Here is a 21239-nt window from a genome sequence, read left to right as displayed (position 1 = left end):
TTACCGCCCCAGCGCCTCCTCCGCCTGCCGAATGCTCAGCACGCGGCTCGCCCCGCTCGAGTCGGTGGTCACGCCCCAAAGCGCGTGCGCGACCTCCATCGTCGCCTTTTGGTGCGTGACGAGCAGGAACTGCGCGCCGCGCGCGGAGAAGCGTTCGAGAAAAGCCGTGAAGCGGCGGATGTTCGCCTCGTCCAGGGGCGCGTCCACCTCGTCGAGCACGGCGAGGGGGAGCCCTCCCGAGCCTCCCTCACCGCCCGCATGGTTCAGGGCAAACAGGAACCCCAGGCCCGCCATCGTTCGCTCACCCGCGCTCAGGAGGTTCATGGCGCGGGTGCGCTTCCCCTTCGGCTGCACGGCAAGACGCAGGCCCGTGAGCCTGCCCGTCTCGTCGTGCTCGGGCTCCAGCTCACCCTGTCCGCCCAGAAGTTCGGCCGCATAGTCGCGGAAGGCGGCATTCACCCGGTCAAAGGCGGCGCGGGTCGCGGCGTTCTCGGCGCTGGCCAGCTCGGCGAGGTGCGCGCGCAGTTCGGCAGCCGCCGCCTCCGCGTCGTGCAGCTCGGCATTCAGGCGTTCGAGCTCGGCGCTGGCCAGGGCGTGGTCCGCCTCTGCGCGCGCGTTCACCGGGCCGAGGCGTTCCAATTCGGCCCGGATGCGGGTGAGTTCTGCTGTCCACTCGCGGGGCGTGCCGGGGGGACTGCACCCCTCGGGAAGAGCTTCCAGAGCTCCTTCACGCCGGGCGATCAGCAGACGCAGGTCTTCAAGGCGGGCGCGCACCTTGTTCTGCTCGCCGATCAGGAGGGTATAGGCTTGGGCAGCGGCGTCGCGCGCCTTTTCGGCGCGGTACAGCTCGTGCTCGTCCAGGGTGCCGAGGGCCGCCTCACGCCGCGCCACCTCAGCGGCGGCCGCCGCCAGGTGGGCTTCTTGCGCCGCGAGTGCCGAAGCGTTCGCGGCGAGGCGCTCGCGCAGGTCAGCAGCACGGGCCCGGGCACTGCGAAAGGCTCGCCACGCCCCGTCGAGTTCGCGGGCGAGCGCGAGGGCTTCTAGGGCCGCCCGCTCCCGAGCGCGGCCATCCTCGGCCGCGCGGCGGGCCGCGAGCAGGGCGGCGGCGAGCTCGGTAGGATCAGGCGCGGGCTCTTGCGACCGCGCGGGGGCAGGGGACGTCGTGGCGGCCAGGCGAGCCCGCAGCCGTTCGCGGTGTGCCGTCAGGCTGCGGGTCTGCGCCTCCAGCTCGGTGACGCGCCGCTCGGCCTCACGCTCCTCGCGGGCGGCGCGCTCGCGAGCGGCAAGCAGGGTGTCATGGTCCTGTGCGCCACTCGAAAGGAGGGCCTGCACCCTCCCGAGCTCAGCCTGAAGGCGAGCACTCTGGCGGTCTACGTCCTCCAGTTCCGCGTCAATCTCCCCCAAGCGGCGCTGGTCGGCCAGCACGCTGAAGCCCGCGTCCCGCAGGCGTCCGCCGGTGATGGCGCCCCCAGCCTCCAGCAGTTCGCCGTCCAGGGTGACGAGGCGCGGGCGGCTCGCATGCGCGCGGGCAAGCCGGGTCGCGGCACGCAGGTCCGCGACGACCAGCGTGTCGGCCAAGATCGCCTCACCCACCACGGGGGGATCGGTCGGGCACAGGTCCGCGAGGTTCCCGATCACGCCCGCCTCGCGCAGCAGCGGCCCGTCACGGCGCGGACGAGCGCGAAGAAGGTCGAGGGGGAGAAAGGTCGCCCGCCCCCCCACCCGCTTGAGTTCCTCGATAATTGCTCGCGCGTCCTCACCGCTGTGAACGACGATCTGTTCCAGGCGGCGGCCGAGCGCGGCCGTCACGGCCGTCTCGTACTCGGCGGGCACAGTCAGCAGGTCCGCCACCGAGCCCACGATGCCGGGATGGTCAAGCCGCAGGGCATTGCGCGCGCCCTCGCCGTAGCGGGCATAGGAACTCAGAACCTGTTCAAGCCGCTCACGCTCGCGGCGCAGGGGGGCCTCGCTCGCCTGGAGGCGGGCGAGTTCGGCCGTCAGGTGCCGCTCGTGCGCCTGCTCCTGCGCGCGGCGGGCGGCGAGCGCGGCGTACTCGGCCTCGGCCTGCTCACGGGCGCGGCCCACCGCCTCCAGGCGTTGGCGGGCCGACGCCAACGCCTCCAGTGCCGCTTCCAGGTTGCCCTCGGCGCGCTCGAGCTCCGCCCCCAGCGTCTCGCGGCTGGCGTCCACCCGCGCCGCAGCCTCGGCCGCCCGGGCCGCCCGCTCGCGCGCACGGCTCAGGTCGGCGTCCAGGGCCTGAGCGCGGCGCTCGGCGGCCTCGGCGTCGGCGCGGGCCACGGTCACGGCCACCTCCAGGGCGGGGAGGTCGGGGGCCGCCTCAGCGGGCGGGCTCTGCGGCAAAGCGGCGAGTTCGGCGCGCAGCCGTTCCGCCTCGGCCTGAAGGTGCCCCGCGTACCGTTCGGCCTGGGCGTGGGCCTCGCGGGCCGCACGCAGGGTGTCCAGCGCTCCCGCAAAGGCGTCCGCTCGGGCGCGGGCCTCCGCCACCGCCTCACGCGCGGCCTCCACCCGTCCAGCGGCGGCCTGCACCTCGGCGGCGAGTTCGGCACTGCGGGTCTCCAGCGTGTTCGCCTCCGCGCGGGCCGCCGCGATCTCGCGCACCAGGGCAGCTTGCCGCTCACGCTTCAGGGCGTCTTCGAGGGTAAGAACCCGGCTTGTGAGGTCACGGTGTACCCGCGCGGCCTGGGCCGCCTGCGCGAGCCTCGCCACCCCCGCTGCCCGCTCCCCCTGCACCAGCCGAAGCTGCTCCAGATGCCCGTCCGCCTCGCGCAGGCGCGCTTCTGTCTCCTGCCGAGCCGCCACCGCCCGCGAGAGACCCGCCGCCTCCTGCACGTAGCCCAGCAGGGTACGGCCCTCGGCCTGCACGACGCCGCTGACTTCACCCTGCCCGATCACGGCGAGCCCCCCCGGCCCCAGCCCGGTGCCGCTCAGCGCGGCCTGCACGTCACGGGCGCGGGCGGGGCGGCCGTTGAGGTCCTGCTCGCCCGTGCCGTCGCGGTATACCCGGCGGGTCACGTTCACCCGGCCCCCCTCGGTCAGCAGTTCCACCTGCACTTCCGCCAGCCCAAGGGGCGCCTTGCCACCGCTGCCGTGAAAGATCAGCTCTGTACCGCGCCCGGCGCGCAGCTCACGCGCCCGCGCCTGATGGGTCGCCCAGCGCAGCGCCTCCACCACATTGCTTTTGCCACTGCCGTTCGGCCCGATGATGGCCGATACCCCCGGACCGAATTCCAGTCGGGTACGGTCCGCAAAACTCTTGAACCCCTGGAGGGTGATGCTCTGGAGCATGGCGCTCTACTGGTCGGCACAGTCCTGCCGCGTGTACGGCTCGCGCAGATCCAGGTGCCCCAGCGTGTCGGCGTTCTGACCACCCACCAGAAAGGTCACGTCCTGGCCGCTTTTTTCGAGCAGGGTCCGGGTGAGGCTACACAGCAGCATTCGCTCACCGCTCGTGCCGTAGCGCAGCTCGCGGTAGGTTTCAGGGAGGTTGACGTAATAGTGCACGCCGCGCAGCCAAACCTTGGGGGGCTCGCTGCCTTTGGGCACGACGGGAAGAACGCCGGAGGTGTTTGGCCCAGCCGCCCAAGTGTTCAGGGCCGCCTGGGCCAACGTGCCGGAGCTCTCGTTCGTGACCTGCACGGTACGCGTCTCGGGCTTGAGGGTCTGCACCTGCGGGTCGGTGTAGTACACCCTGACCTGCACCTCACGCTTTTCCTGAAGTTCCAGCCGGGGAGGCGCGGGGGTCTCGGGGGGACGCCGCACCTCCTGGTAGGCATAGGCCGCAGCGGCCAGCAGCGCCAGGCTCACCACGTTGAAGAGGGAAAAGAGCCGCTTCACGGGTTCACCCCGCTGGCGGCCGAGTTCGCTCGGCCCGCGTTGTTGGCACGGGCCGTCAGGTAGGTCGCGATGGACCGCGCCACCGCCACCGACATCGCCTGAAGGCGCTCGTCCACACTCAGCTTGGCGCGGTCCTCCGCATTTCCGGTCCAGCCCAGCTCCAGCAGCAGGGCGGCCTGCGGGGCCTCGCCCAACATCAGCGCGCGGCGCACACTGTCCGCTTTGGCGGTCACCCCCCCGCCCTTGAGTTCACCGCGCAGCAACTCGCTGAGCCGCCGGGTTCCGCCGCCATTCCCGACCACAAGGTCGATGTAGGGGGCTTCGCCGCCGCTACGCACCGCGTTCACAAGCTGTGCCGAGCTGCGCCCCACCGGTTCATACACGGTGACGCCGCCCCGCTCACTGCCCGGAAAACGGCCCAGGTCCAGCGCCAGGTACACGTCACTTCGCCGCGCGAGGGCCAGTTTCTGGTTGAGGCCCAGCGCGCTCTGTGCGTCGCGGGTTAGTTTTACCTGCCACCCAGCCTTGTTCAGCAGCTCGGCGGCGCGCCGCGCCACGTCCAGCGTCACGTCACGGCCCAGTCCCGTGACCCGGGCGGGGTCCAGCACGATCAGGGGCCGCGCGATGCGCTCCAGCAGGACGGGACTGGTGTACGGCACCCCGGGACCGGCGTCCACCACGATTCGCGCGCCGCCGGGCCGCACCACTCGGTAGACCCGGTAGCCGCTGCCGGGCGGGAGGGGAAAACTGAGCTTCAGGTCGTTCCCGCTGCGGGTCACCTCCGCGCGGGGCACAAAGGCTCCCCGGGTGGTGTAGCGCCGCGGCTCGCCCTGCACACCCGGTAGGGTGACGGTCACCACCGTGCCGCGGAGCTCGTGGGTCAAGGGCACGTCGCGGGTGAGGTCAAGCACGAGCCGATCACTGTCCTTGCCTGCTCGGCTGCTGACCCCTTGCAGGCTTGCCGGGACCACTCGGAAACTTCCCGCTTCGTACTGCGCGCCCAGGCCGCGGGCCAGCGTGTCGAGCGGCAGGTAAAGGTTCCCGTTCACCAGGGTGGCCGCGCGCGCCCGGACCCGTTCGGTGTCGAGCTGCACGGTATTGAAATCGGTGGTGGCGCGCTGCTGGTCCTCGTCGATGGGGAGCAGCAGCGTGTGCCCGAAGCCGTCAACCCGTACCACCTGACCCTCTCGCGTCACGTCTACGAGGCGCTTGAGCACGTCCTCACGGGCGTACTCCGCCCCATACAGGTTGATCGCCTGCACCTGCTGCCCGGCGAGATTCAGCCGCGTAAAGGCGAGCTGCGCTCCCGCCAACCCGGCGCACAGCAGCGCCGCCGACAGCAGCAGGGGTCTGGAGAGGCGGCCCCTCATAGCTCGCGCAGCTCCCGGCGCAGCGTCTTTTCCGCCTCGGCTCGGCGCTTGTCGTGCAGCTTCTTGCCGCGCGCCAGGGCGAGTTCGACCTTAAAGATTCGGCCCTTCTGGTAGAGGCGGGTGGGCACCAGCGTCAGGCCCTTTTGTTCCAGCGCCCGCTTCAGCTTGCTGATCTCCTCGCGGTGCAGCAGCAGACGGCGACTTCTGCGGGGCTCATGGTTGTTGTAGGTCGCTTCAACGTAGGTGGGAATGTAGAGGCCCTCCAGCTCGATGTTGCCGCCGACAAGGCGCGCAAAGGCGTCCCGGAAGTCCACGCCTCCGGCGCGCACGCTCTTGACCTCGCTGCCCGTCAGAGCGATGCCCGCCTCGAACCGGTCGAGGAGCTCGTACTCGTGGTAGGCGCGGCGGTTGGTGTACACGCGGCGCATTCTAGCAGGGCTCTTCGGGAGGCACCCCGGGTGAGGCAGCCTCCGCCTGGGGCCTGCCGCTGCCTTCCGCGCTCCTGAACCCTACTTCTGCGGCGGCCGGCTGGGCCGCACCTCGACCCGGCTGGGAAGCGTACGCGCGGGCATGTTCAGCAGGTCGAGGGTGAGTTGGGCGATGTCCTCGGGCTGAATCTTCCAGGCGTCGGCCTCGCTGGGCGTGTGCCCGTTAAAGAAGGTGGCGACGCTGCCAGGCATGATCTGGGTGACCTTGATGCCGTACTGCCTCAGGTCGAGCATCAGCACTTCGGAAAGGCCGTTGAGGCCGAATTTGCTGGCGTTGTACGCCGCGCCGCCCGCAAAGGGATTTTTTCCGGCGAGGCTCGAGAGCGTAAAGATGTACCCGCCCCGGCGCTTGAGGGCGGGGATGGCCGCCTTGACCGTGTAGAAGGCGCCGCTGAGGTTGGTGTCGATCACCTCCTGCCACTGCTCGGTGGTGAGGTCTTCGGCGCTTGCGAAATGCCCTACCCCCGCGTTCACAAACAGCACGTCGAGCCCACCAAAGGCCGCGACGTGGGCATCAACGGCCGCCTGAAGCGCCCGGGGATCACGCACGTCGCACTGCACGCCCCGAGCATCCTGGCCGATCTGCCGGGCGGCGGCCTCCACCTCGTCCTGATGGCGGCTGGTCAGGGTGACAGCGTAGCCCGCGCCCGCCAGGGCCTGCGCGACGGCAAAGCCGATGCCCTTGCTGGCGCCGGTCACAAAAGCACTGGAACGGAGTGAAGTCTCCTGCTGCGTCATGCCGCGAAGCTAACACGCCCAGGCGAAGAGGCCCGGGCGCGTGAAGGGGCGCTTAATACGGGTCAGGGCAACTTCTGGGCCAGGCGGTCATACACGTAGTTGGCTGCGTCGGCCTGCTGCTGCCAGAGGGTGAGCAGGCCAAACTGGTCGTTCACCGCGACGCGCTGGCCATCCCCCAGGTCGAAGTACAGGTGGGCCGTCAGCTTGGCCCACGGCACCAGCGCCTGGGGCGCCGTCAGCACCGGCGTCACCTTGACGGCATCCGGGGTCTGCGGGTCGGTTGCGATCGTCGCTTGCGGATAGCGGCGCTTGATCGCCCGCGCCGAATCCCGCCGCATGGCCTCCAGAATGGCGGTGCGCTGCTCGCCCGTCACCAGGTTGACGTTGCCCTCGATGCGCGGCGGGAGAATCACGTAGGTGGCGCGGGCAAGCACGGCGGCACTCCAGCTGGGAGCCGGGGTGGGCGCGGCCGCCTGCGTGGGCCAAGCGGTCATGCTCAGCAGAAGGAAAAAAGCCAGGCGTCTTTTCATGACGGGCAGTTCAGCATGCGGAAGTGGTGGAGCGGTGAAGAAGACATGAAGTTCAGCGGGCTCTTCTGCGGCCCCCCGCGCCGTGCTGCCTCCCCGGCACAACCGCCAGGAGGCTCGGGCCCAGCACTTGCTACCCTACAACCCGTGACGGCGGCCTCCTCCCATCCTCTCGCGTCCCCCCTGCGTCAGGGGCAGCGCCGCGCGTTGGCACGCGCCATTACCCTGATCGAGAGCACTCGGCCCGACCACGAGGCAGAAGCCCAGCGCCTGCTGGCCGAGCTCCTGCCACACGCTGGAAAGTCCGTCCGAGTCGGCCTCACCGGGGTGCCGGGCGTGGGCAAGAGCACCTTTATCGAGGCGCTGGGTGTGTTTTTGGCCGACGCCGGGCACCGGGTCGCGGTGCTCGCCGTAGATCCCAGCAGCGCCCGCAGCGGCGGCTCGATCATGGGCGACAAGACGCGGATGCCCCGGTTGACCGTTCACCCCAACGCCTTTATCCGCCCCAGCCCCAGCGGAGGCACGCTGGGCGGCGTCTCCAGGCGCACCCGCGAGGCGATCACCCTCTGCGAGGCTGCTGGATACGACGTGCTGCTGGTCGAGACGGTCGGCGTGGGCCAGTCGGAAACGCAGGTGGCCGCCATGACTGACCTCTTCGTGCTGCTGACCCTCCCGAACGCCGGGGACGAGCTTCAGGGCATCAAGCGGGGGATCATGGAACTGGCTGACCTGTGCGTCGTCAACAAGGCGGACACCGACAAGGAGGCCGCCACCCGTGCCCAAACCGAACTGACAGCGGCCCTGAAACTCCTGACGCCCCAAGGAGCTTCCTGGCGGCCCCGCGCGCTGCAGGCCTCCGCCCTCACCGGAGCGGGGATTCCGGAAGTTTGGGCCGCAGTGGAGGCCTACCGCCAGGCGGTGGACATAGCCGCCAAACGTCGCGCCCAAACCGCCCTGTGGTTCGACGACCTGCTGCGCGAGGCGGCTTGGCGGGCCTTTCAGTCCGGCGTGGACGCAGAAAAGCTGCGGGCCCTGCGCGCCGAGGTGCTGGCAGGAACGCTCACCCCGGTACAGGGGGTGCGGGCCCTGCTCTCCCCCGCCCCATGACGCCCAAGGCCGCCCGGACCCTGGCTGACCGCTACTTGATGTTGCCGTTGAGCCCATTGGGGTAGAAGCCGCCCCTATGGGCACCCGGAGCCAGGTAGACGATGTTCAGCACCTCGCGTGTGCTGCGGGGGAAGGCGACCCCATTCCGGTCGGCCGGAGCGAACACGGCGTTCCCCGCCGCGTCCGTCAGGCCCAGATCCTTGCCGCCGCCAACCTTGCCGCGCAGGTTGCTGATCGCCTGCACGACCTGGCCGACATAGAGCCCAGCTGCCGCACTGATCTGCCGCTGCTCGTAGAGCATGGAGCGGATGGCCCCGCCGTGATACGCCTCGACCGCCAAGATGCCCGCCGCCGCCTGGAGGTAGGCAGGGTTGGTGATCAGGGTGGCCGCACCGTTGTACGCGGTGACACCCACATCCTCGAAAATAAAGGCCCCGTGCAGGAAGAAGAGGTCATTCGCGTAGGGGTTGAAGCCCTTGATTTTGCCCCCGCTCGCCGCCCGCCCGGCCGCGTCAAAAGCCCCCGCAAGGTCAAGGACCGGGCGCGGCGCAGCGGCCTTGCCCAGCGCCCCGTACAGGAACTTCACGTGCGCCAGCTCGTCTTCCGCGATATCGCGGGCCAGCGCCTGCACGTTCGAATCCTTGAACTGCATCCCGCTCATGCGGTCGAGTCCCGCGGGCAGACGAATCTCCGCCCCACCTCCGATGGCGCGCAGCTCGTTCACCCGGCCCACAGCCGCGAGATAGAAGGCCGCCTCGAGGTACTCCAGGTTGAGGGCGAAATTCAGCACGTCCGCATCCATGTTCTTGGCGGGCGCGGCGAGCGCGGGGGTCCCGGTGAGGCCGAAGGCGGCGACGCCCAGGCCAAACTTGCCGAGGGTACCCAGAGCGGCGCGGCGGTCGAGGGTCTGGGCTTCGGGGGTCTGGGGGGCGGGCGTGGTCTGGTCGTGACTCATAGATTCCTCCGTGAGGGTCAGTGCGTTCTGACCGGTTCATCCGGCTCTATGCGGCGGGGAAGCGTTTGGATCACTGGCCCCGGCGGGGGTGAGGGGGCTCGCCCTCCCAACACAGGCCGCCCCCCCGAGACGGCCCGTCATCACCGTGACCAGAGCACCCGCCACCCGCTGGCGATGGCTTCACCTGCTTTGGGCGTTCTCACCGTCCTCGTCCGCCAGCGCGAGGCCTCTTTCAGCGAGGGCGGCGCGGAGTTGGGCCACGGCCTTGGGCCCTATCCCGTGAAGGCGGAGGAGGTCGGCCGCGCGAACCGTCCTCAGCTCCTCAAGGGAGGTAAATCCCGCGGCACGAAGCGCCCGCCGAGCGGGTTGAGACAGTCCGGCTGGAAGATCGCTCGCCTGCTCTGGAACCTTGTGGCTGTCCGTCATCTCCTGCTCCTCTACTCGCCAGGTCTCCAAGCCCGCGCCGAACCTCACCGCGCGCGTTGCCGGGGAACCCCTCGGCCCTGTCCGGGCAAACCTGGTCTTCAGACGGCCGATTCTGCATCCCATCTCCCCCTGCTGGATCAACGACGACATGGGCCGGGCCGCTTTCCGCGGGTCAGGCCAAACCGCAAAAAAGGAACAGGACGGCGGGACCCTCCCAGAGGAAAAACGACATGCCGCCCAGACCAAGCGGGTCCACTTAGGTGACTCTAAATCTCCTTTGTCTGACTTAGTTTAGAACGTAAAGGAGGCCAAGAGCAACCCAGTGCTCAATGTTTGGTAAAGGGCTCGCCAAAGCCCTGGCCCAGTTCATCTGTCGGGGATGGGGTGCCTTGCAGCAGCCGCGTGAGGATGACGTGATGATCCTCAAAAAAGCGGCGCGGCAAGGCGAGAGCGCGGCGCAGGGGGACGGGCCGCGCGACGAACGCGGCGGGCGGCGGACCCAACCACACGTGGGCGGTGGTGGGCAAGACGAGGGCACGAGCGGGATCGTCGAACAGGGCCGCGGCTCCCGGTGGCGGCTTGTGGGCCGGCGGGAGAACCCGGCCCGGCAATTCCCACAGGCCGTCCCCGATGGGTTCGCGGCGCGCGTGCAGCCAAACCTGCTCCTCCCGCACGTGCAGCCAGCGTTCCTCGTGGAGGTGGGTGCCGGGGGGAAGGGCAGCGCGGGCCGCCGCCACCGCCGCCCATTCCCTCTGCAGACGGGCAAAGGCGGGGGTCCGGGCAAAGCGGGCCAGAAAAGCATGAACTGCCTCCGGCACCCCGGGGGGCAGGGGCCGCCCGGTCAGGAAAGCCGCGCGCAGGTCGGTGGCGTTCAGCCCCGGCACAGGGGGCGTGCTCAGCCGTGACCAGCCGGGAAACCAACGCAGGTAGGCGCTGCTGGCGTCCTTTTCGTGGCCGATGAGGGTGATGGGAACCCGCGGGCCGAAGACCCCGGCCACCACCTCGCGCACCTCCGCGGCCCAAAGAACCGCGTCGAAATGGTCGGCAAGGGGGCGAAACAGCACCCGGCCCCGTTGTCCTCCGACCTCCCGCAGGGCTCCTCGGAACATCGCCGCGCGCTCGGGCGCACTGAAGGGGTTGCGAACGCTGCGGGCGAGGTTGGCACTCCCCAGCAGGACGAGCACCCGTTCAGCCCACTCCAGCGCGTGCAGCACCGTACCGAGGTGCGCCGCATGCGGGGGCTGAAACCGGCCTACGTAGACGGCAGCGGGCCTCATACGCCGATGTGCGCGCGCAGGCTCTCTGCCACCCGGTCGCGCAGCGCGGCCACGTCGGCGCCCAGGCTCACGCGGTAGATGTGGGGATTCAGGGGGCGCAGGGTCCCGGCGGGAAGGCGGGCGAGGTCGGCCCGGGCTCTGGCCTGCAGGTCGGCGAGCGGCTCGGCGGGGAGGGTGCGCTGCCCGCCCTCCATCACCACCGCGTGGGCTTCTTGCCACTGCAGGCCCGCGGGCACGTGAGAAAAGCGCAGGGGGTTGGTGGGATCGCTGATGCGGGCGCCGGGGCGGGGCGGCTCACCCAGGGTCAGGGCGTCTAGGGCGTACGTGCCGTCCGTGTCCAGCGCGCGCCAGACGCGCTTGAGGCCAGGCAGGCTGGACTTGGTGGGGTCACCCGTCAGCTTCATCTTGGGAACGCCGTTCAGCCGAGCGAGCTTGAAGACGCCGCCCAGCGCCCCACCGCCCTCGCCGCCCGCCGTGACGAGCTGCGTCCCGACGCCGTAGATGTCCACCCGGCCGCCCTCCGCGATCACAGAGGCGATGACGGACTCGGAGAGGTCGTTACTGGCAACGATCTTCACGTCACCGAAGCCCGCCTCGTCAAAGGCGGCCCGAATGCGGCGCGAGAGGTACGCGAGGTCACCGCTGTCTAGCCGCACGCCGCGCAGCTCGTGGCCCCGTGCCCGCAGCTCGCGCGCCACCGTGAGGGCATTGGGGAGGCCACTGCCCAGGGTGTCTACCGTATCGAGCAGCAGCACGGTGCTGTCGGGGTACAGCTCGGCGTAGGCGCGAAAGGCGGTCAGCTCATCCGGAAAACTCTCCACCCAGGCGTGGGCGTGCGTGCCGATCACCGGCAGGCCGTAGCGTCGCCCGGCCTCCACGTTGCTGGTGCCGGCCGCGCCCCCCACGACGGCGGCCCGGGCCGCGCTGAGGGCGCCGTCTGGTCCCTGCGCGCGCCGCGCCCCAAACTCGACGACCTGCCCGCCGAAGGGGCTCGCCTCGGCGGCAAGGACGCAGCGGGCCGCCTTCGTCGCCACCAGGGTCTGAAAGTTGACGGTATTCAGCAGCGCCGTCTCCACAAGCTGCGCCTCCCAAAGGGGCGCCTGCACAGTCAGCAGCGGCTCGTGCGGAAAGACGGCGCTCCCCTCGCGAAACGCAGTGACGCGGCCCCGGAATCTCCAGCTCCGCAGCGCGTCCAGAAAATCCGGCCCGAAGAGGCCCAGCGTGTCCAGGTAGGCGAGGTCGTCTTCAGAAAAGCGCAGCGCCGCAAGCCGGTCGAGCGCGGGTTCCAGCCCCGCCCACACGGCAAAGCCCCCACGAAAGGGATTGCGGCGGAAGTACAGATCAAACACCGCCTCTTGGGTGTGCAGGCCGTGCCTGAAGTAGCCCTGCATCATCGTGAGCTGGTAGAGGTCGGTAAAGAGGGTAGAACCTTGCGTCATGCCCCATTCTCCGGCATCAGCGTCTCGGTGAGTTTCTGCCCACGGGTCTCGACGCCGATGGCCCAGGCACAGGCAGCGGAGACGGCAAAGCACGCGGCAAAGAGGGTGAGGGCCGCGCCCAGTCGCCCAGTCAGCAGCAGCGCCCCCACGCTGGGGGACAGAACGCTGGCGAGCCGGGCCATGCCGCTCGCAACGCCCATTCCGGTCGTGCGCAGCGGCGTGGGAAAGAGTTCCGGCGTGTAGGCGTACAGCGCTCCCCATGCCCCCAGCAGCGCAAAGGACAGCAGGGCGGACGTCAGCAGAACGGCCGAGGGCGTCCCGGCGAGCAGGAAAAGGTAGGCCCCCAACGCGCTGGCGGCCAGGTAACCCACCAGGGTGGCGCGGCGGCCCACCTGCTCGACCAGGTACGCAGCCAGAGCGTAGCCCGGAATCTGCGCCAGCGCGAGCAGCAGCGTGGTCCGGTATACCGCGCCCAGCTCGAGGCCCTGCGCCCGCAGGAAGGAGGGCAGCCACGAGAAGATGCCGTAGTACCCCAGGCTGAGGCCGAACCACACCAGGGCGAGCAGCACGGTGCGGCGGCGCAACGGCCCCGTGAACAGCGCAGCGGGGGTAACGCGGGGCGCGGGCGGCGGCACAAGAAGCGGCGCATCCGGCAGAGCCGTGCCGTTGGCGCGGGCCACCCGGCCCAGGGCACGCCGGGCTTCCGGCTCACGCCCGCGCACAAGCAGCGAGCGGGGCGAATCGGGAATGCCCAGCCGGGCCAGCAGGCCGACCACGCCCGGCAATGCGGCGAGGGCGAGCAGCCAGCGCCACGCCTCGGCGGGTTCAAAGAGGGTGCTCAGCCACCAGGCCAGTGCGGCCACCGCGACCGTTCCCAGCGCCCAGAAGCTCTCCAGGTACACCAAAAAGCGCCCCCGCCACGCGGTGGGCACAAACTCGGCCATCATCGCGTAGTCCACCGGGAGGGTGCCGCCGATCGCGAAGCCCGTCAGAAACCGGGCAGCGACCAGCCAAGCCACACTCGGCGCAAAGGCTCCGGCAAGGCCGAACACCACGCCCAGCGTGACGGTGGTCAGAAAGACCGCCCGCCGGCCGATCCGGTCGGCCAGCCAGCCCCAAAACACCGCGCCCACGAGCATTCCCGCAAAGGTGGCCGTCAGGAGCAGGGTCGCGGCGGACGAGCCGCGTTCCAGCCCGAAGGCGGCGCTGATGCCCGGCAGGGCAAAACCCATCAGAAGAACTTCCATCGCATCGGCAGCCCAGGTCAGGCCGCAGATCGCCAGCAGCCGCCACTGAAAGCGGCCCAGGCCCAGGCGGTCGATGGCATCGTCAAGCGGAACAGCGCGGGGCATCGCAGTCATGACGTGCGAAGTGTACGTGACCGCAGGCACAAGAGCAGGCGGGTTCGCTCAGAAACCCTTGACGCTTGGTGGGCGCTCCCGGGCGGCCCGTGGAATACTCCGCCCATGCTCCGAGACGAGATTCGCCGCACCCTCCACGTGCAACCGGAGATCGACCCTGCCGGGGAAGTTGAGCGCCGCGTGACCTTTTTGGCAGAGTACCTGCGCAGTACCCCCGCTCGGGGCTTTGTCCTGGGCATCAGCGGCGGCCAGGACAGCACGCTGGCAGGCCGGCTTTGCCAGCTTGCCGCCGAGCGCGTGCGGGCCGGAGGCGGCGACGCCACCTTCTTCGCGGTTCGCCTTCCCTACGGCGTTCAGGCAGACGAGGCAGACGCGCGGGCGGCGCTGGCCTTTATTCGCCCCGACCGGACCCTCACGGTCAATATCAAAGCCGCCGTGGACGCGTGCGCCCAGGAGGTCGCGCAGGCTCTGGGGAGAGCGCTGCACAACTCGGCGGCCGCAGGCCCCCACGATCCTCTGCGGGACTATGTGCGCGGCAACATCAAGGCCCGCGAACGCATGGCCGCTCAGTACGCCATCGCCGGACAGGAAAACCTGCTGGTGGTGGGCACGGACCACGCCGCAGAGGCCCTCACCGGCTTTTTCACCAAGTACGGGGACGGCGGCGTCGACCTCACCCCCCTGACCGGCCTGACGAAAAGGCAGGGCGCGCAACTCCTCGCCCACCTGGGCGCCCCCGAAGCGACCTGGCGCAAGGTGCCCACCGCCGACCTGGAAGACGACCGCCCCGGCCTCCCGGATGAGGTGGCGCTGGGCGTGACCTACGCGCAGATCGACGCCTACCTCGAGGGCCGCGAGGTCTCCCCGGACGTCGCCGCCAAACTCGAAAGCCTGTACCGCAACACCCGGCACAAACGCGCGCTGCCGGTCACGCCGTTCGACGACTGGTGGCGGGGCTGAGGGAAGACCGGGAAGATCAGCGAACCTCTGGTCACCGCTCGTTCCACTCCGCCTCCGCCGCCCGCTTGAGAGGATTCCTCAGCGTGATCGGCGTCTCGGCGCTCGCCCCCTTCACGCCCTGGGTGCTGGGCGTGGGGCCCGGCAAAACGCGGTTGGTGAGGGCCATCACGTCGGCGGTCAGCTGCGGGGCGAGGGCCTGCGCGTAGCGCAGCAACAGGGCCGGGCCCCCGATCATCGCCTCAGCGTCCCCGCGCACCAGGGCGTTGACGATCCGCCGGGCGGCCTCCGCGGCCTCCAGGGACACGACGGGCAGGTTATCCAGGGTGGCAAAAAGGGTGTATTCCTTCCTCTGCTGGCCCTTTACCTCGGCGTGGCGAGGGCTTCCGGTGCGCATCAGCGAAGGGCAGACGGTGGTCACGCCGATGCCCTCGCGGGCGAGTTCGGCCCGCAGCGCCTGACCGAGGCCAACGGCGGCGAACTTGCTCACCGAGTAGGGTGCGAGGTGCGGCACGGCGACCTTGCCCCCCACGGAGGTGATGAGGAGGATCCGGCCCCGGCGGGCGCGCAGCAGCGGCAGGGCAACGCGGGTGAGGCGCAGGGCCGCAAAGGCGTTCACCTCCATGATCTCGCGGAAATCCTCCTCCGTCATGTTTTCCAGCGGTCCAACCTGAATCAGGCCGGCGCTGTGTACCACCACATCGAGGCCGCCGTATACGCGGGCCGTCTCCTCCACCGCCCGCTCGAGGTCAGCGGGCACGGTCACGTCGGCCGTCACGGTGTGGACGGTCGCGCCCTCCGCGCGCAGGTTCCTCGCGGCGCGTTCCAGTTCGCCGCTGTCGCGGGCAAGCAGCATGACGCGGGCGCCGCGCGCCGTCAACTCGTGGGCGAGCGCCAGGCCCAGACCGCGTGACCCGCCGGTGATCAGCACGCTCTTGCCCGTCAGGTCGTAGGGGGAGCGGAGGGCGCGCCGGGCGGCGAACGCCCCGAGTGCGGCGGCAAGAAGCAGGCGTTGAGGAAGTCGCATGTTCTGAGTGTGCCTGCCGGACCCGGCAAGAATCCTTAGAGTAAAGGCATGACGAACACGTCACCCACCCCGACCCTCTTTACGCGCATCATCAACCGCGAACTGCCCGCCGATGTGGTGTACGAGGATGACCGTTACATCGCCATCCGCGACATCGCGCCCAAAGCGCCCATTCACCTCCTCGTGATTCCCAAGAAGGTGACCACCCGGATAGACGAGATCAAAGATGCCGCCGAGATGGGCGAGCTATGGCTCACCGCCGTGAACGTCGCTCGGCAGCACGCCAACGACTACCGCCTGCTGGTGAACTGCGGGCCGGGCGGGGGGCAGATGGTCTTTCACACCCATATTCATATTCTGGCCGGCTGGGAGAACGGTCCCGAGAGCGACACGCAGTGAGCAAGCTGCCCTTTGCCGCCGTCCTCTTCGACCTTGACGGCGTGCTGGTAGACAGCGAGCTGCTGGGCAACGCCGTCTGGCTGGACCTGCTGGCCGAGCACGGCCTCACGCTGGACCGGGACACCCTGATGAGGCGAGCGGTGGGGGGAACCCACCAAGCTCTGTTCGACTGGCTGCACGCCGAGCACCGCTGGGTGCCGCCCGAGGGGTTCCTGCCCGAGCTGGACGCCCGACTGGCCCGAGCCTTTACGGCCACGCCCGCCATCGAGGGAGCGGCAGATACCCTGCGGGCCCTGCGGGCGGCGGGGCTTCCTGTTGCAGTGGCGAGTAACAGCCTGCGCGCTCGGCTGCGGCTCAAGATGGCGGCGGCTGGGCTTGCCGACCTCGTGGGCGAGCATGTCTACGACCCCGCCCATGTCGGTGGGCGCGGCAAGCCTGCTCCGGACCTGTACGCCTTTGCCGCCGCACAACTGGGCGTCTCTCCCACGCGCGCGCTCGTGGTCGAGGACAGCGTGACCGGCCTCACGGCGGGCGTGGCGGCCGGGGCGACGGTTTGGGGCCTGCTGGCGGGCGGGCACATTCATCCGGACAGCGCCCAGGCATTGCGCCAGGCGGGGGCGGAACACGTTCTGTTCTCACACGCCGAACTGCGGGCGGCGCTGGGCCTCAGCGTTCCGGTTTGAGCCCTCAGGCCAGCGGCAACGCCACCATTCCGCCGGGCAGCTCGCCTTCCTCGCGGCCTTCCATCCGGGCCGTGACCGCCAGCCCGGTGGGGGTCTGGGCCAGACCCCCCTCGGCCGTCTCGCGCAGGGCAGCGGGCATCATCCGGCCCACGGACGCCATCGCGCCCAGCACCTCGTCAGGGGGAATAAAGGATTCGAGTCCCGCGAGGGCGAGTTGCGCGGCGCTCACCGCATGGACGGCATAAAAGGCGTTGCGGCTCACGCAGGGCACCTCCACGTAACCGCCGACCGGGTCGCACACCAGGCCGATGGTGTTCATCAGGGCGAGGGACGCAGCGTGAACGGCGGCGCGCGGCGTACCACCCAGCAGCTCCGTGACGGCGGCGGCGGCCATGGCGGCACTGGAGCCGATCTCGGCCTGGCAGCCCCCCGCCGCGCCGGAGATGAACATGCGACGGCTGATCGCCTTGCCCACACCCGCAGCAAGGATCATCGGGTCGATGAGCCGCTCGTCCGGTAACCCCAGGTGATCCGCCACCCCGATCAGCGCGCCGGGGATGGTGCCCGCGCTTCCCGCGGTCGGTGCGGCGACAATGCGGCCCATGCGGGCGTTTTCCTCGTTCACGGCCATCGCGTAGGCCTGGACGCGCTTCAGAAGGGGCGCTTCCAGCACGTCGGGTGCCTCCCACAGGCCCTTGGCGTTCCAACCCACCATGCCGGTGATGCTGGGGGCGTTCGAGGCCAGGCCGCGCTCGATGGAAGCGCGCATCTCCCCGATGCGCCGGCGCATCTCGTGGCGGACGTCCTGGGGGTCTAGGCCCGTCTGGGCACAGTCCTGCGCGAGCACCCAGGCGGAGGCTGGAGCAGGGGCATTCATCAGTTCTTCGAGGGTCATGGGCACTCTCCTGGGGCCACCGCTTTAGCCGTCCATCAATTTGGGCAGCAGGCGTACCCAGTTCGTGTCGGGCCAGTGGTTGAAAAAGGCGAGGGCCTCTCTGCTGAGGAGCGCGTCAAGTTCGATGGCGACGAGGGCCTGCCCCCCGCGCGTCTCGCGCGTGCAGGTGAGAGAAGCGATGTTCACGCCGTCGGCGGCGATCGTGCTCGCGATGCGGGCGATCATGCCCACCGCATCGGTGTAGCGCAGCAGGACCGTGGGGGCCGCGCCGCTGAAGTTCACGCCCAGGCCCTGCACCTGCGTCACCTGAATCACGCCGCCACCGGTGGAGCTTCCCTGCACGGTCACGTGCTGCGTCTCGCCCCAGAGGTCAATCTGGGCCGTGTTGGGATGAACGTCTCCCAGGTCCACGTGGCGGAACTCAGCCGTGAGGCCCGCCGCCTCCGCCTCCTCAACGGCGCGGGGGAGGCGGGGGTCGTCGGGTGCGAAGCCGAGCAGGCCAGCGACAAGCGCGAGATGGGTGCCGTGGCCCTTCCCCGTCTTGGCAAAGGAGGCGTGCAGCCCGATCACGGCCCGGCGGGGAGCTTCACCGAGGAGGTGGTGCGCGACCAGCCCCAGACGGCAGGCCCCCGCAGTATGGCTGCTGCTCGGCCCGATCATCACGGGACCGATCATGTCGAGCAGGGACATACGACCAGTATAGGCAAGCTCTCTGAGAGCTGTCCGGGGAGGGGGAACGGGAACGCAGCGTGCCCCTTTACTCGCCGTCCGTCCCCGAGGTGCGGGGGAACTGGGCCGCCCTGTGCAGCGCGCGCAGGCTGGCGCCCGGCTCCGCAAAGGCCGCGCGGACAAGGGCGACCCGCACGGCGAGAGGCACGTGGGCAAAAAGCCGCAGCATGGTTCGTGCCAGGGTCCCCGCCTCTGTATGGGGAGATAAAAAGGCGCGCCACTGGGCAGGCGGCAGGTGAAAAAACGTGTCGAAAAAGGCGGGGAGCTGCTTTCCCGGAAGCGTGAGCAGGGCTTGTACCCCCAGCAGGGCGACTTCACGGGCGGCCCGGCGCTCGGGAGGCCACAGGGCCGCCCACCCGGCCTGCGTGGCCGCCACCGGCCCGCGACGAGCGAGGGCAACGGCAACCGCCTCGGCCACCCGCGGCGCGTCGTGAAGTGCCCCCGCCACCTGAAAGCCGCTGACGGGGTGAACCAGGCCCGCCGCCGAGCCAAAGGCGAGCACAGCGCCCGGCTGGGGCGCGGCAGCGTTCATCGGAAAGGCGACCCATTCCTCCCGCTCAATGTCGTGGGGCGGCGTGCCCTGAGCGCTGAGGCGGGCATGCAGCCGCTCCTGCAAGGCGCGGCGGGAAAGGGCAGGGCGGGCGATCAGACTGGTTTCCTCGACCAGATAACGGTCGTCACCCAGGTGCATGGCGTACAGAAAGGTGGGCGGCCCCCGGACTCCCGGACAAGGTGGGCGGTGGTCCATCCACACCATCCCGCCCGGAGCGGCCGGAGGCCGGTCAAAGTACCCGACGATCCCGAAGGCTGTCTGGAGCGCGGCGCCCCCTGGGTGCCGGGGCCGGGTCAGGCTCCCCGCGTGGCCCCCGGCATCCAGCAGGACGTGGGCTCGCCAAGTCTCGCCGCACGCGCCACACACCTCCCAGCCCTCCCCTCCTCGCACGGCACCCCGCACCCGCCCCACAGTCCAGGTCAGGCCGCCCCCGCCGCGGGCGAGCAGCGTGTTCAGCAGGCGGATGTTGTCGAAGAGGGCGTAGGCGCGCAGGAGCGGCGTGGGCCGGTCCGAAGTGTAGGCGCGCACGTCCGTCCACACGTCCGCGAGGGTGGCGCGCGCCCAGTCGGGCAGCTCGTCGAGCCACGCGCCGTAGGTCGGTGGAAAGGGCCGCGGCGGGTGCGGGGCGACCAGCCGCACGCTTAGCCCCCGGGCGGCGAGTTCGGCCGCAAGGCTCACACCCGCTGGGCCGCCACCCACCACCAGCGCATCTGTGGGGGGGAGGGCGGCGGCCATCTCCAGCAGGGTAGCGCGCCCCCGGGGCCAGGAGTGTAGGCCGGCACGCGACGTTCAAGACACCCGCAAGCCCGAGTGTGCCCCCGAGCTCACTCTCCGCCCCACAGGCCGTTAGCCTGCGCGCATGCCCTTGCGCTCCTGGCCTGTTCGCGCCGCTCTTTCCTTCCTGGGTCTCCTCGCCCTCAGCGTCTCCCTGGGCGCCTGTTCGGCAGGAGACGCACAACAGGCCCTGAATAGCGCCATCAGCACACGCGGTCTGACGGTAGCTGCGGACCAGCGCTACGGGCCCGCCGAGCGCAATCTGCTCGACGTGTATGCCCCCGCACAGGCCCGAAATGCGCCGGTCGTGCTCTTTGTGCACGGCGGTTCCTGGCAGGGCGGCGACAAGGCCGGACACCGGTTTGTCGGGGAGAGCCTGGCGCGCGCCGGGTACGTGACGGGCGTGATGAATTACCGCCTGGCGCCGCAACACCGCTATCCAACCTACATCCAGGACACCGCCGCTGCCCTGCGGTGGCTGCGGGACCACGCGCGCAGGTTCGGCGGCAACCCGAACAACCTGTTTGTGGTCGGGCATTCGGCGGGGGCCTTTAATGCCGTGGAGGCCGTGGACAATGCCCGCTGGCTGCGGGAGGCGGGGGTGCCCATCACGGCGGTGCGCGGCGTGATCGGCATCGCCGGGCCGTACAGCTATGATTTCCGGCAGTACCCCAGCCGCGTGGCCTTTCCCGAAAACGCCACCCCAGACGAGGTGATGCCTGATCGTCACGTGCGCCCGGACGCACCGCCCCACCTGCTCCTTGTCGCCGCAAACGACACCACCGTTCACCCACAAAACGCCCTCAACCTGGAAGCCGCGCTCCAAAGGGCCGGGGTGCCGGTCACGCGCACGGTGCTTCCACGCGTCAACCACATCACGATTGTCGCCGCCCTCGCCCGGCCCCTCACGTTCCTGGGGGGAACGCGGCAGGCGGTGATCGACTTCATCGAGAAAAACCGCTGAGGGTCTCCTGAATGCCAGGAGGACGGCCGCAAATCTGCATGCGCTCCTCCTCCTCCAATGCTATACCCCTGGCGTCATGAAAAAGACCCTCGCCCTGCTGCTTCTTGCGTCCACACCAGCCACCGCACAAACGGGGGGACCGGTAGAACCGTTTGGTCTCCGGCAAGGCCTGCCCATCAGCGAACTGCTCAAGATGGGCGCGAAGCCGCTGGAGACGCCCGGCTACTACCGGCTTGACCGAGTGCCCAATCCAAACAGCAACTTCGAGTTCTACACGGTTAAAGCCTCGCCCGAACAAGGGCTCTGCCGGGTAAGGGGGGTCGGCGTCATTATCCGCAACGACAAGTCCGGCTACCGGACGCGCCAAGTGTTTAATGATCTGGAAACCTCTCTCAACAACAAATACGGCAAAGGACTGCGTTTCGACTTTCTGAAAAGCTCCAGCATCTGGGATGAAACCAACGACTGGATGATGGCGATTCGGACGGAGGACCGGTATCTGACGACGTTCTGGTCAGTTTCCGAGGGTCTGAAACTTCCGCGTGGCCTGGACAACATTATGCTGAACGTCAATGCCCTCAACAGCAGCGACGGGTATGTCGACGTGTCCTACGAGTTCTCCAACATGAAAGCTTGCACAGACGAACTCAAGGGGGACGTGGGCAAGGGTCTTTGACCTCATCCGGCCCAGTCCAGAGACGTGGCTGGCGCTTTG

20 protein-coding genes are annotated in these 21239 nt (G+C 69.7%); 6 read left to right on the top strand and 14 right to left on the bottom strand.

Features of this window, described 5'->3' with window-relative positions; genetic code table 11:
- The 6 genes from EI73_RS01245 to EI73_RS01220 form a co-directional block, all read right to left on the bottom strand.
- Entirely contained in the window at nt 1-3306 is a 3306-nt protein-coding gene (locus EI73_RS01245) for a chromosome segregation SMC family protein (RefSeq protein ID WP_034383338.1), read from the bottom strand.
- A 6-nt stretch (nt 3307-3312) separates the two neighbouring features.
- Nucleotides 3313-3855, bottom strand: a complete 543-nt coding sequence (locus EI73_RS01240; protein WP_034383335.1) for a GerMN domain-containing protein — start codon at nt 3853-3855, stop codon at nt 3313-3315.
- Entirely contained in the window at nt 3852-5225 is a 1374-nt protein-coding gene (locus EI73_RS01235; protein ID WP_034383333.1) for an N-acetylmuramoyl-L-alanine amidase, read from the bottom strand. The genes EI73_RS01240 and EI73_RS01235 overlap by 4 nt, the downstream gene beginning before the upstream one ends.
- Nucleotides 5222-5653 (bottom strand): SsrA-binding protein SmpB, encoded by a 432-nt coding sequence (smpB, locus tag EI73_RS01230; protein WP_034383330.1) that lies wholly within the window; start codon nt 5651-5653, stop codon nt 5222-5224. The genes EI73_RS01235 and smpB overlap by 4 nt, the downstream gene beginning before the upstream one ends.
- Before the next feature lie 81 nt (nt 5654-5734).
- On the bottom strand, nt 5735-6451 hold the full coding sequence (locus EI73_RS01225; RefSeq protein WP_034383327.1) for an SDR family oxidoreductase: 717 nt from the start codon (nt 6449-6451) through the stop codon (nt 5735-5737).
- Nucleotides 6452-6513: 62 nt separating this feature from the next.
- Nucleotides 6514-6945, bottom strand: a complete 432-nt coding sequence (locus tag EI73_RS01220; RefSeq protein WP_081909036.1) for a hypothetical protein — start codon at nt 6943-6945, stop codon at nt 6514-6516.
- A gap of 180 nt (nt 6946-7125) precedes the next feature.
- Between EI73_RS01220 and meaB the strand changes: the two genes are divergently transcribed.
- Nucleotides 7126-8085 carry a methylmalonyl Co-A mutase-associated GTPase MeaB gene (gene meaB, locus EI73_RS01215; protein ID WP_034383321.1) on the top strand — a complete coding sequence of 320 codons (960 nt, stop codon included), beginning with the start codon at nt 7126-7128 and terminating at the stop codon, nt 8083-8085.
- A gap of 31 nt (nt 8086-8116) precedes the next feature.
- Here the strand turns inward: meaB and EI73_RS01210 are convergent, their stop codons facing one another.
- The 4 genes from EI73_RS01210 to EI73_RS01190 all read right to left on the bottom strand — a co-directional run bounded on the left by EI73_RS01210 (nt 8117) and on the right by EI73_RS01190 (nt 13543).
- Nucleotides 8117-9040 (bottom strand): ferritin-like domain-containing protein, encoded by a 924-nt coding sequence (locus EI73_RS01210; protein WP_034383318.1) that lies wholly within the window; start codon nt 9038-9040, stop codon nt 8117-8119.
- A gap of 752 nt (nt 9041-9792) precedes the next feature.
- A complete protein-coding gene (locus EI73_RS01200; RefSeq protein ID WP_051935361.1) occupies nt 9793-10743 on the bottom strand; it encodes an adenylyltransferase/cytidyltransferase family protein in 951 nt (316 codons plus the stop codon).
- A complete protein-coding gene (locus tag EI73_RS01195; RefSeq protein ID WP_034383314.1) occupies nt 10740-12182 on the bottom strand; it encodes a nicotinate phosphoribosyltransferase in 1443 nt (480 codons plus the stop codon). Before EI73_RS01195 ends, EI73_RS01200 begins: the two co-directional genes overlap by 4 nt.
- Nucleotides 12179-13543 carry an MFS transporter gene (locus EI73_RS01190; protein WP_034387443.1) on the bottom strand — a complete coding sequence of 455 codons (1365 nt, stop codon included), beginning with the start codon at nt 13541-13543 and terminating at the stop codon, nt 12179-12181. Before EI73_RS01190 ends, EI73_RS01195 begins: the two co-directional genes overlap by 4 nt.
- A gap of 105 nt (nt 13544-13648) precedes the next feature.
- On the opposite strand from EI73_RS01190, the gene nadE reads away from it, so the two are divergent.
- Nucleotides 13649-14503: an ammonia-dependent NAD(+) synthetase gene (gene nadE / locus EI73_RS01185; protein WP_034383311.1), complete on the top strand. Its 855-nt coding sequence runs from the start codon at nt 13649-13651 to the stop codon at nt 14501-14503.
- Between the two features lie 31 nt (nt 14504-14534).
- On the opposite strand, the gene EI73_RS01180 is transcribed toward nadE, so the two are convergent.
- Nucleotides 14535-15527, bottom strand: coding sequence for an SDR family oxidoreductase (locus tag EI73_RS01180; RefSeq protein ID WP_034383308.1), 993 nt, complete (start codon nt 15525-15527; stop codon nt 14535-14537).
- Between the two features lie 48 nt (nt 15528-15575).
- Here EI73_RS01180 and EI73_RS01175 point away from each other — a divergent pair, with 48 nt between their 5' ends.
- Nucleotides 15576-15926, top strand: coding sequence for a histidine triad nucleotide-binding protein (locus EI73_RS01175; RefSeq protein WP_034383305.1), 351 nt, complete (start codon nt 15576-15578; stop codon nt 15924-15926).
- The gene (locus EI73_RS01170) at nt 15923-16609 is read left to right on the top strand and encodes an HAD family phosphatase (protein WP_034383302.1); all 687 of its coding nucleotides are present in this window, start codon (nt 15923-15925) and stop codon (nt 16607-16609) included. The genes EI73_RS01175 and EI73_RS01170 overlap by 4 nt, the downstream gene beginning before the upstream one ends.
- Nucleotides 16610-16613: 4 nt before the next feature.
- Here EI73_RS01170 and sdaAA read toward each other — a convergent pair whose 3' ends face one another.
- From sdaAA to EI73_RS01155, 3 genes are all read right to left on the bottom strand, one after another.
- Nucleotides 16614-17504, bottom strand: coding sequence for an L-serine ammonia-lyase, iron-sulfur-dependent, subunit alpha (gene sdaAA / locus EI73_RS01165; protein ID WP_034383299.1), 891 nt, complete (start codon nt 17502-17504; stop codon nt 16614-16616).
- Nucleotides 17505-17528: 24 nt separating this feature from the next.
- Nucleotides 17529-18194, bottom strand: coding sequence for an L-serine ammonia-lyase, iron-sulfur-dependent subunit beta (gene sdaAB, locus EI73_RS01160; RefSeq protein WP_034383295.1), 666 nt, complete (start codon nt 18192-18194; stop codon nt 17529-17531).
- Nucleotides 18195-18261: 67 nt separating this feature from the next.
- The gene (locus EI73_RS01155) at nt 18262-19521 is read right to left on the bottom strand and encodes a lycopene cyclase family protein (RefSeq protein WP_034383292.1); all 1260 of its coding nucleotides are present in this window, start codon (nt 19519-19521) and stop codon (nt 18262-18264) included.
- Between the two features lie 124 nt (nt 19522-19645).
- On the opposite strand from EI73_RS01155, the gene EI73_RS01150 reads away from it, so the two are divergent.
- A complete protein-coding gene (locus tag EI73_RS01150) occupies nt 19646-20524 on the top strand; it encodes an alpha/beta hydrolase (RefSeq protein WP_034383290.1) in 879 nt (292 codons plus the stop codon).
- Nucleotides 20525-20600: 76 nt separating this feature from the next.
- The gene (locus EI73_RS15560; RefSeq protein ID WP_051935360.1) at nt 20601-21200 is read left to right on the top strand and encodes a hypothetical protein; all 600 of its coding nucleotides are present in this window, start codon (nt 20601-20603) and stop codon (nt 21198-21200) included.
- The last annotated feature ends 39 nt before the right edge of the window (nt 21201-21239 follow it).

Origin of the sequence: Deinococcus sp. YIM 77859 (genome assembly GCF_000745175.1) — a bacterium.
In the GTDB taxonomy this organism is placed as follows: Bacteria; Deinococcota; Deinococci; order Deinococcales; family Deinococcaceae; genus Deinococcus.
The sequence above is the reverse complement of the archived record's forward strand: the minus strand, read 5'-3'. Positions and strand labels throughout refer to the sequence as shown.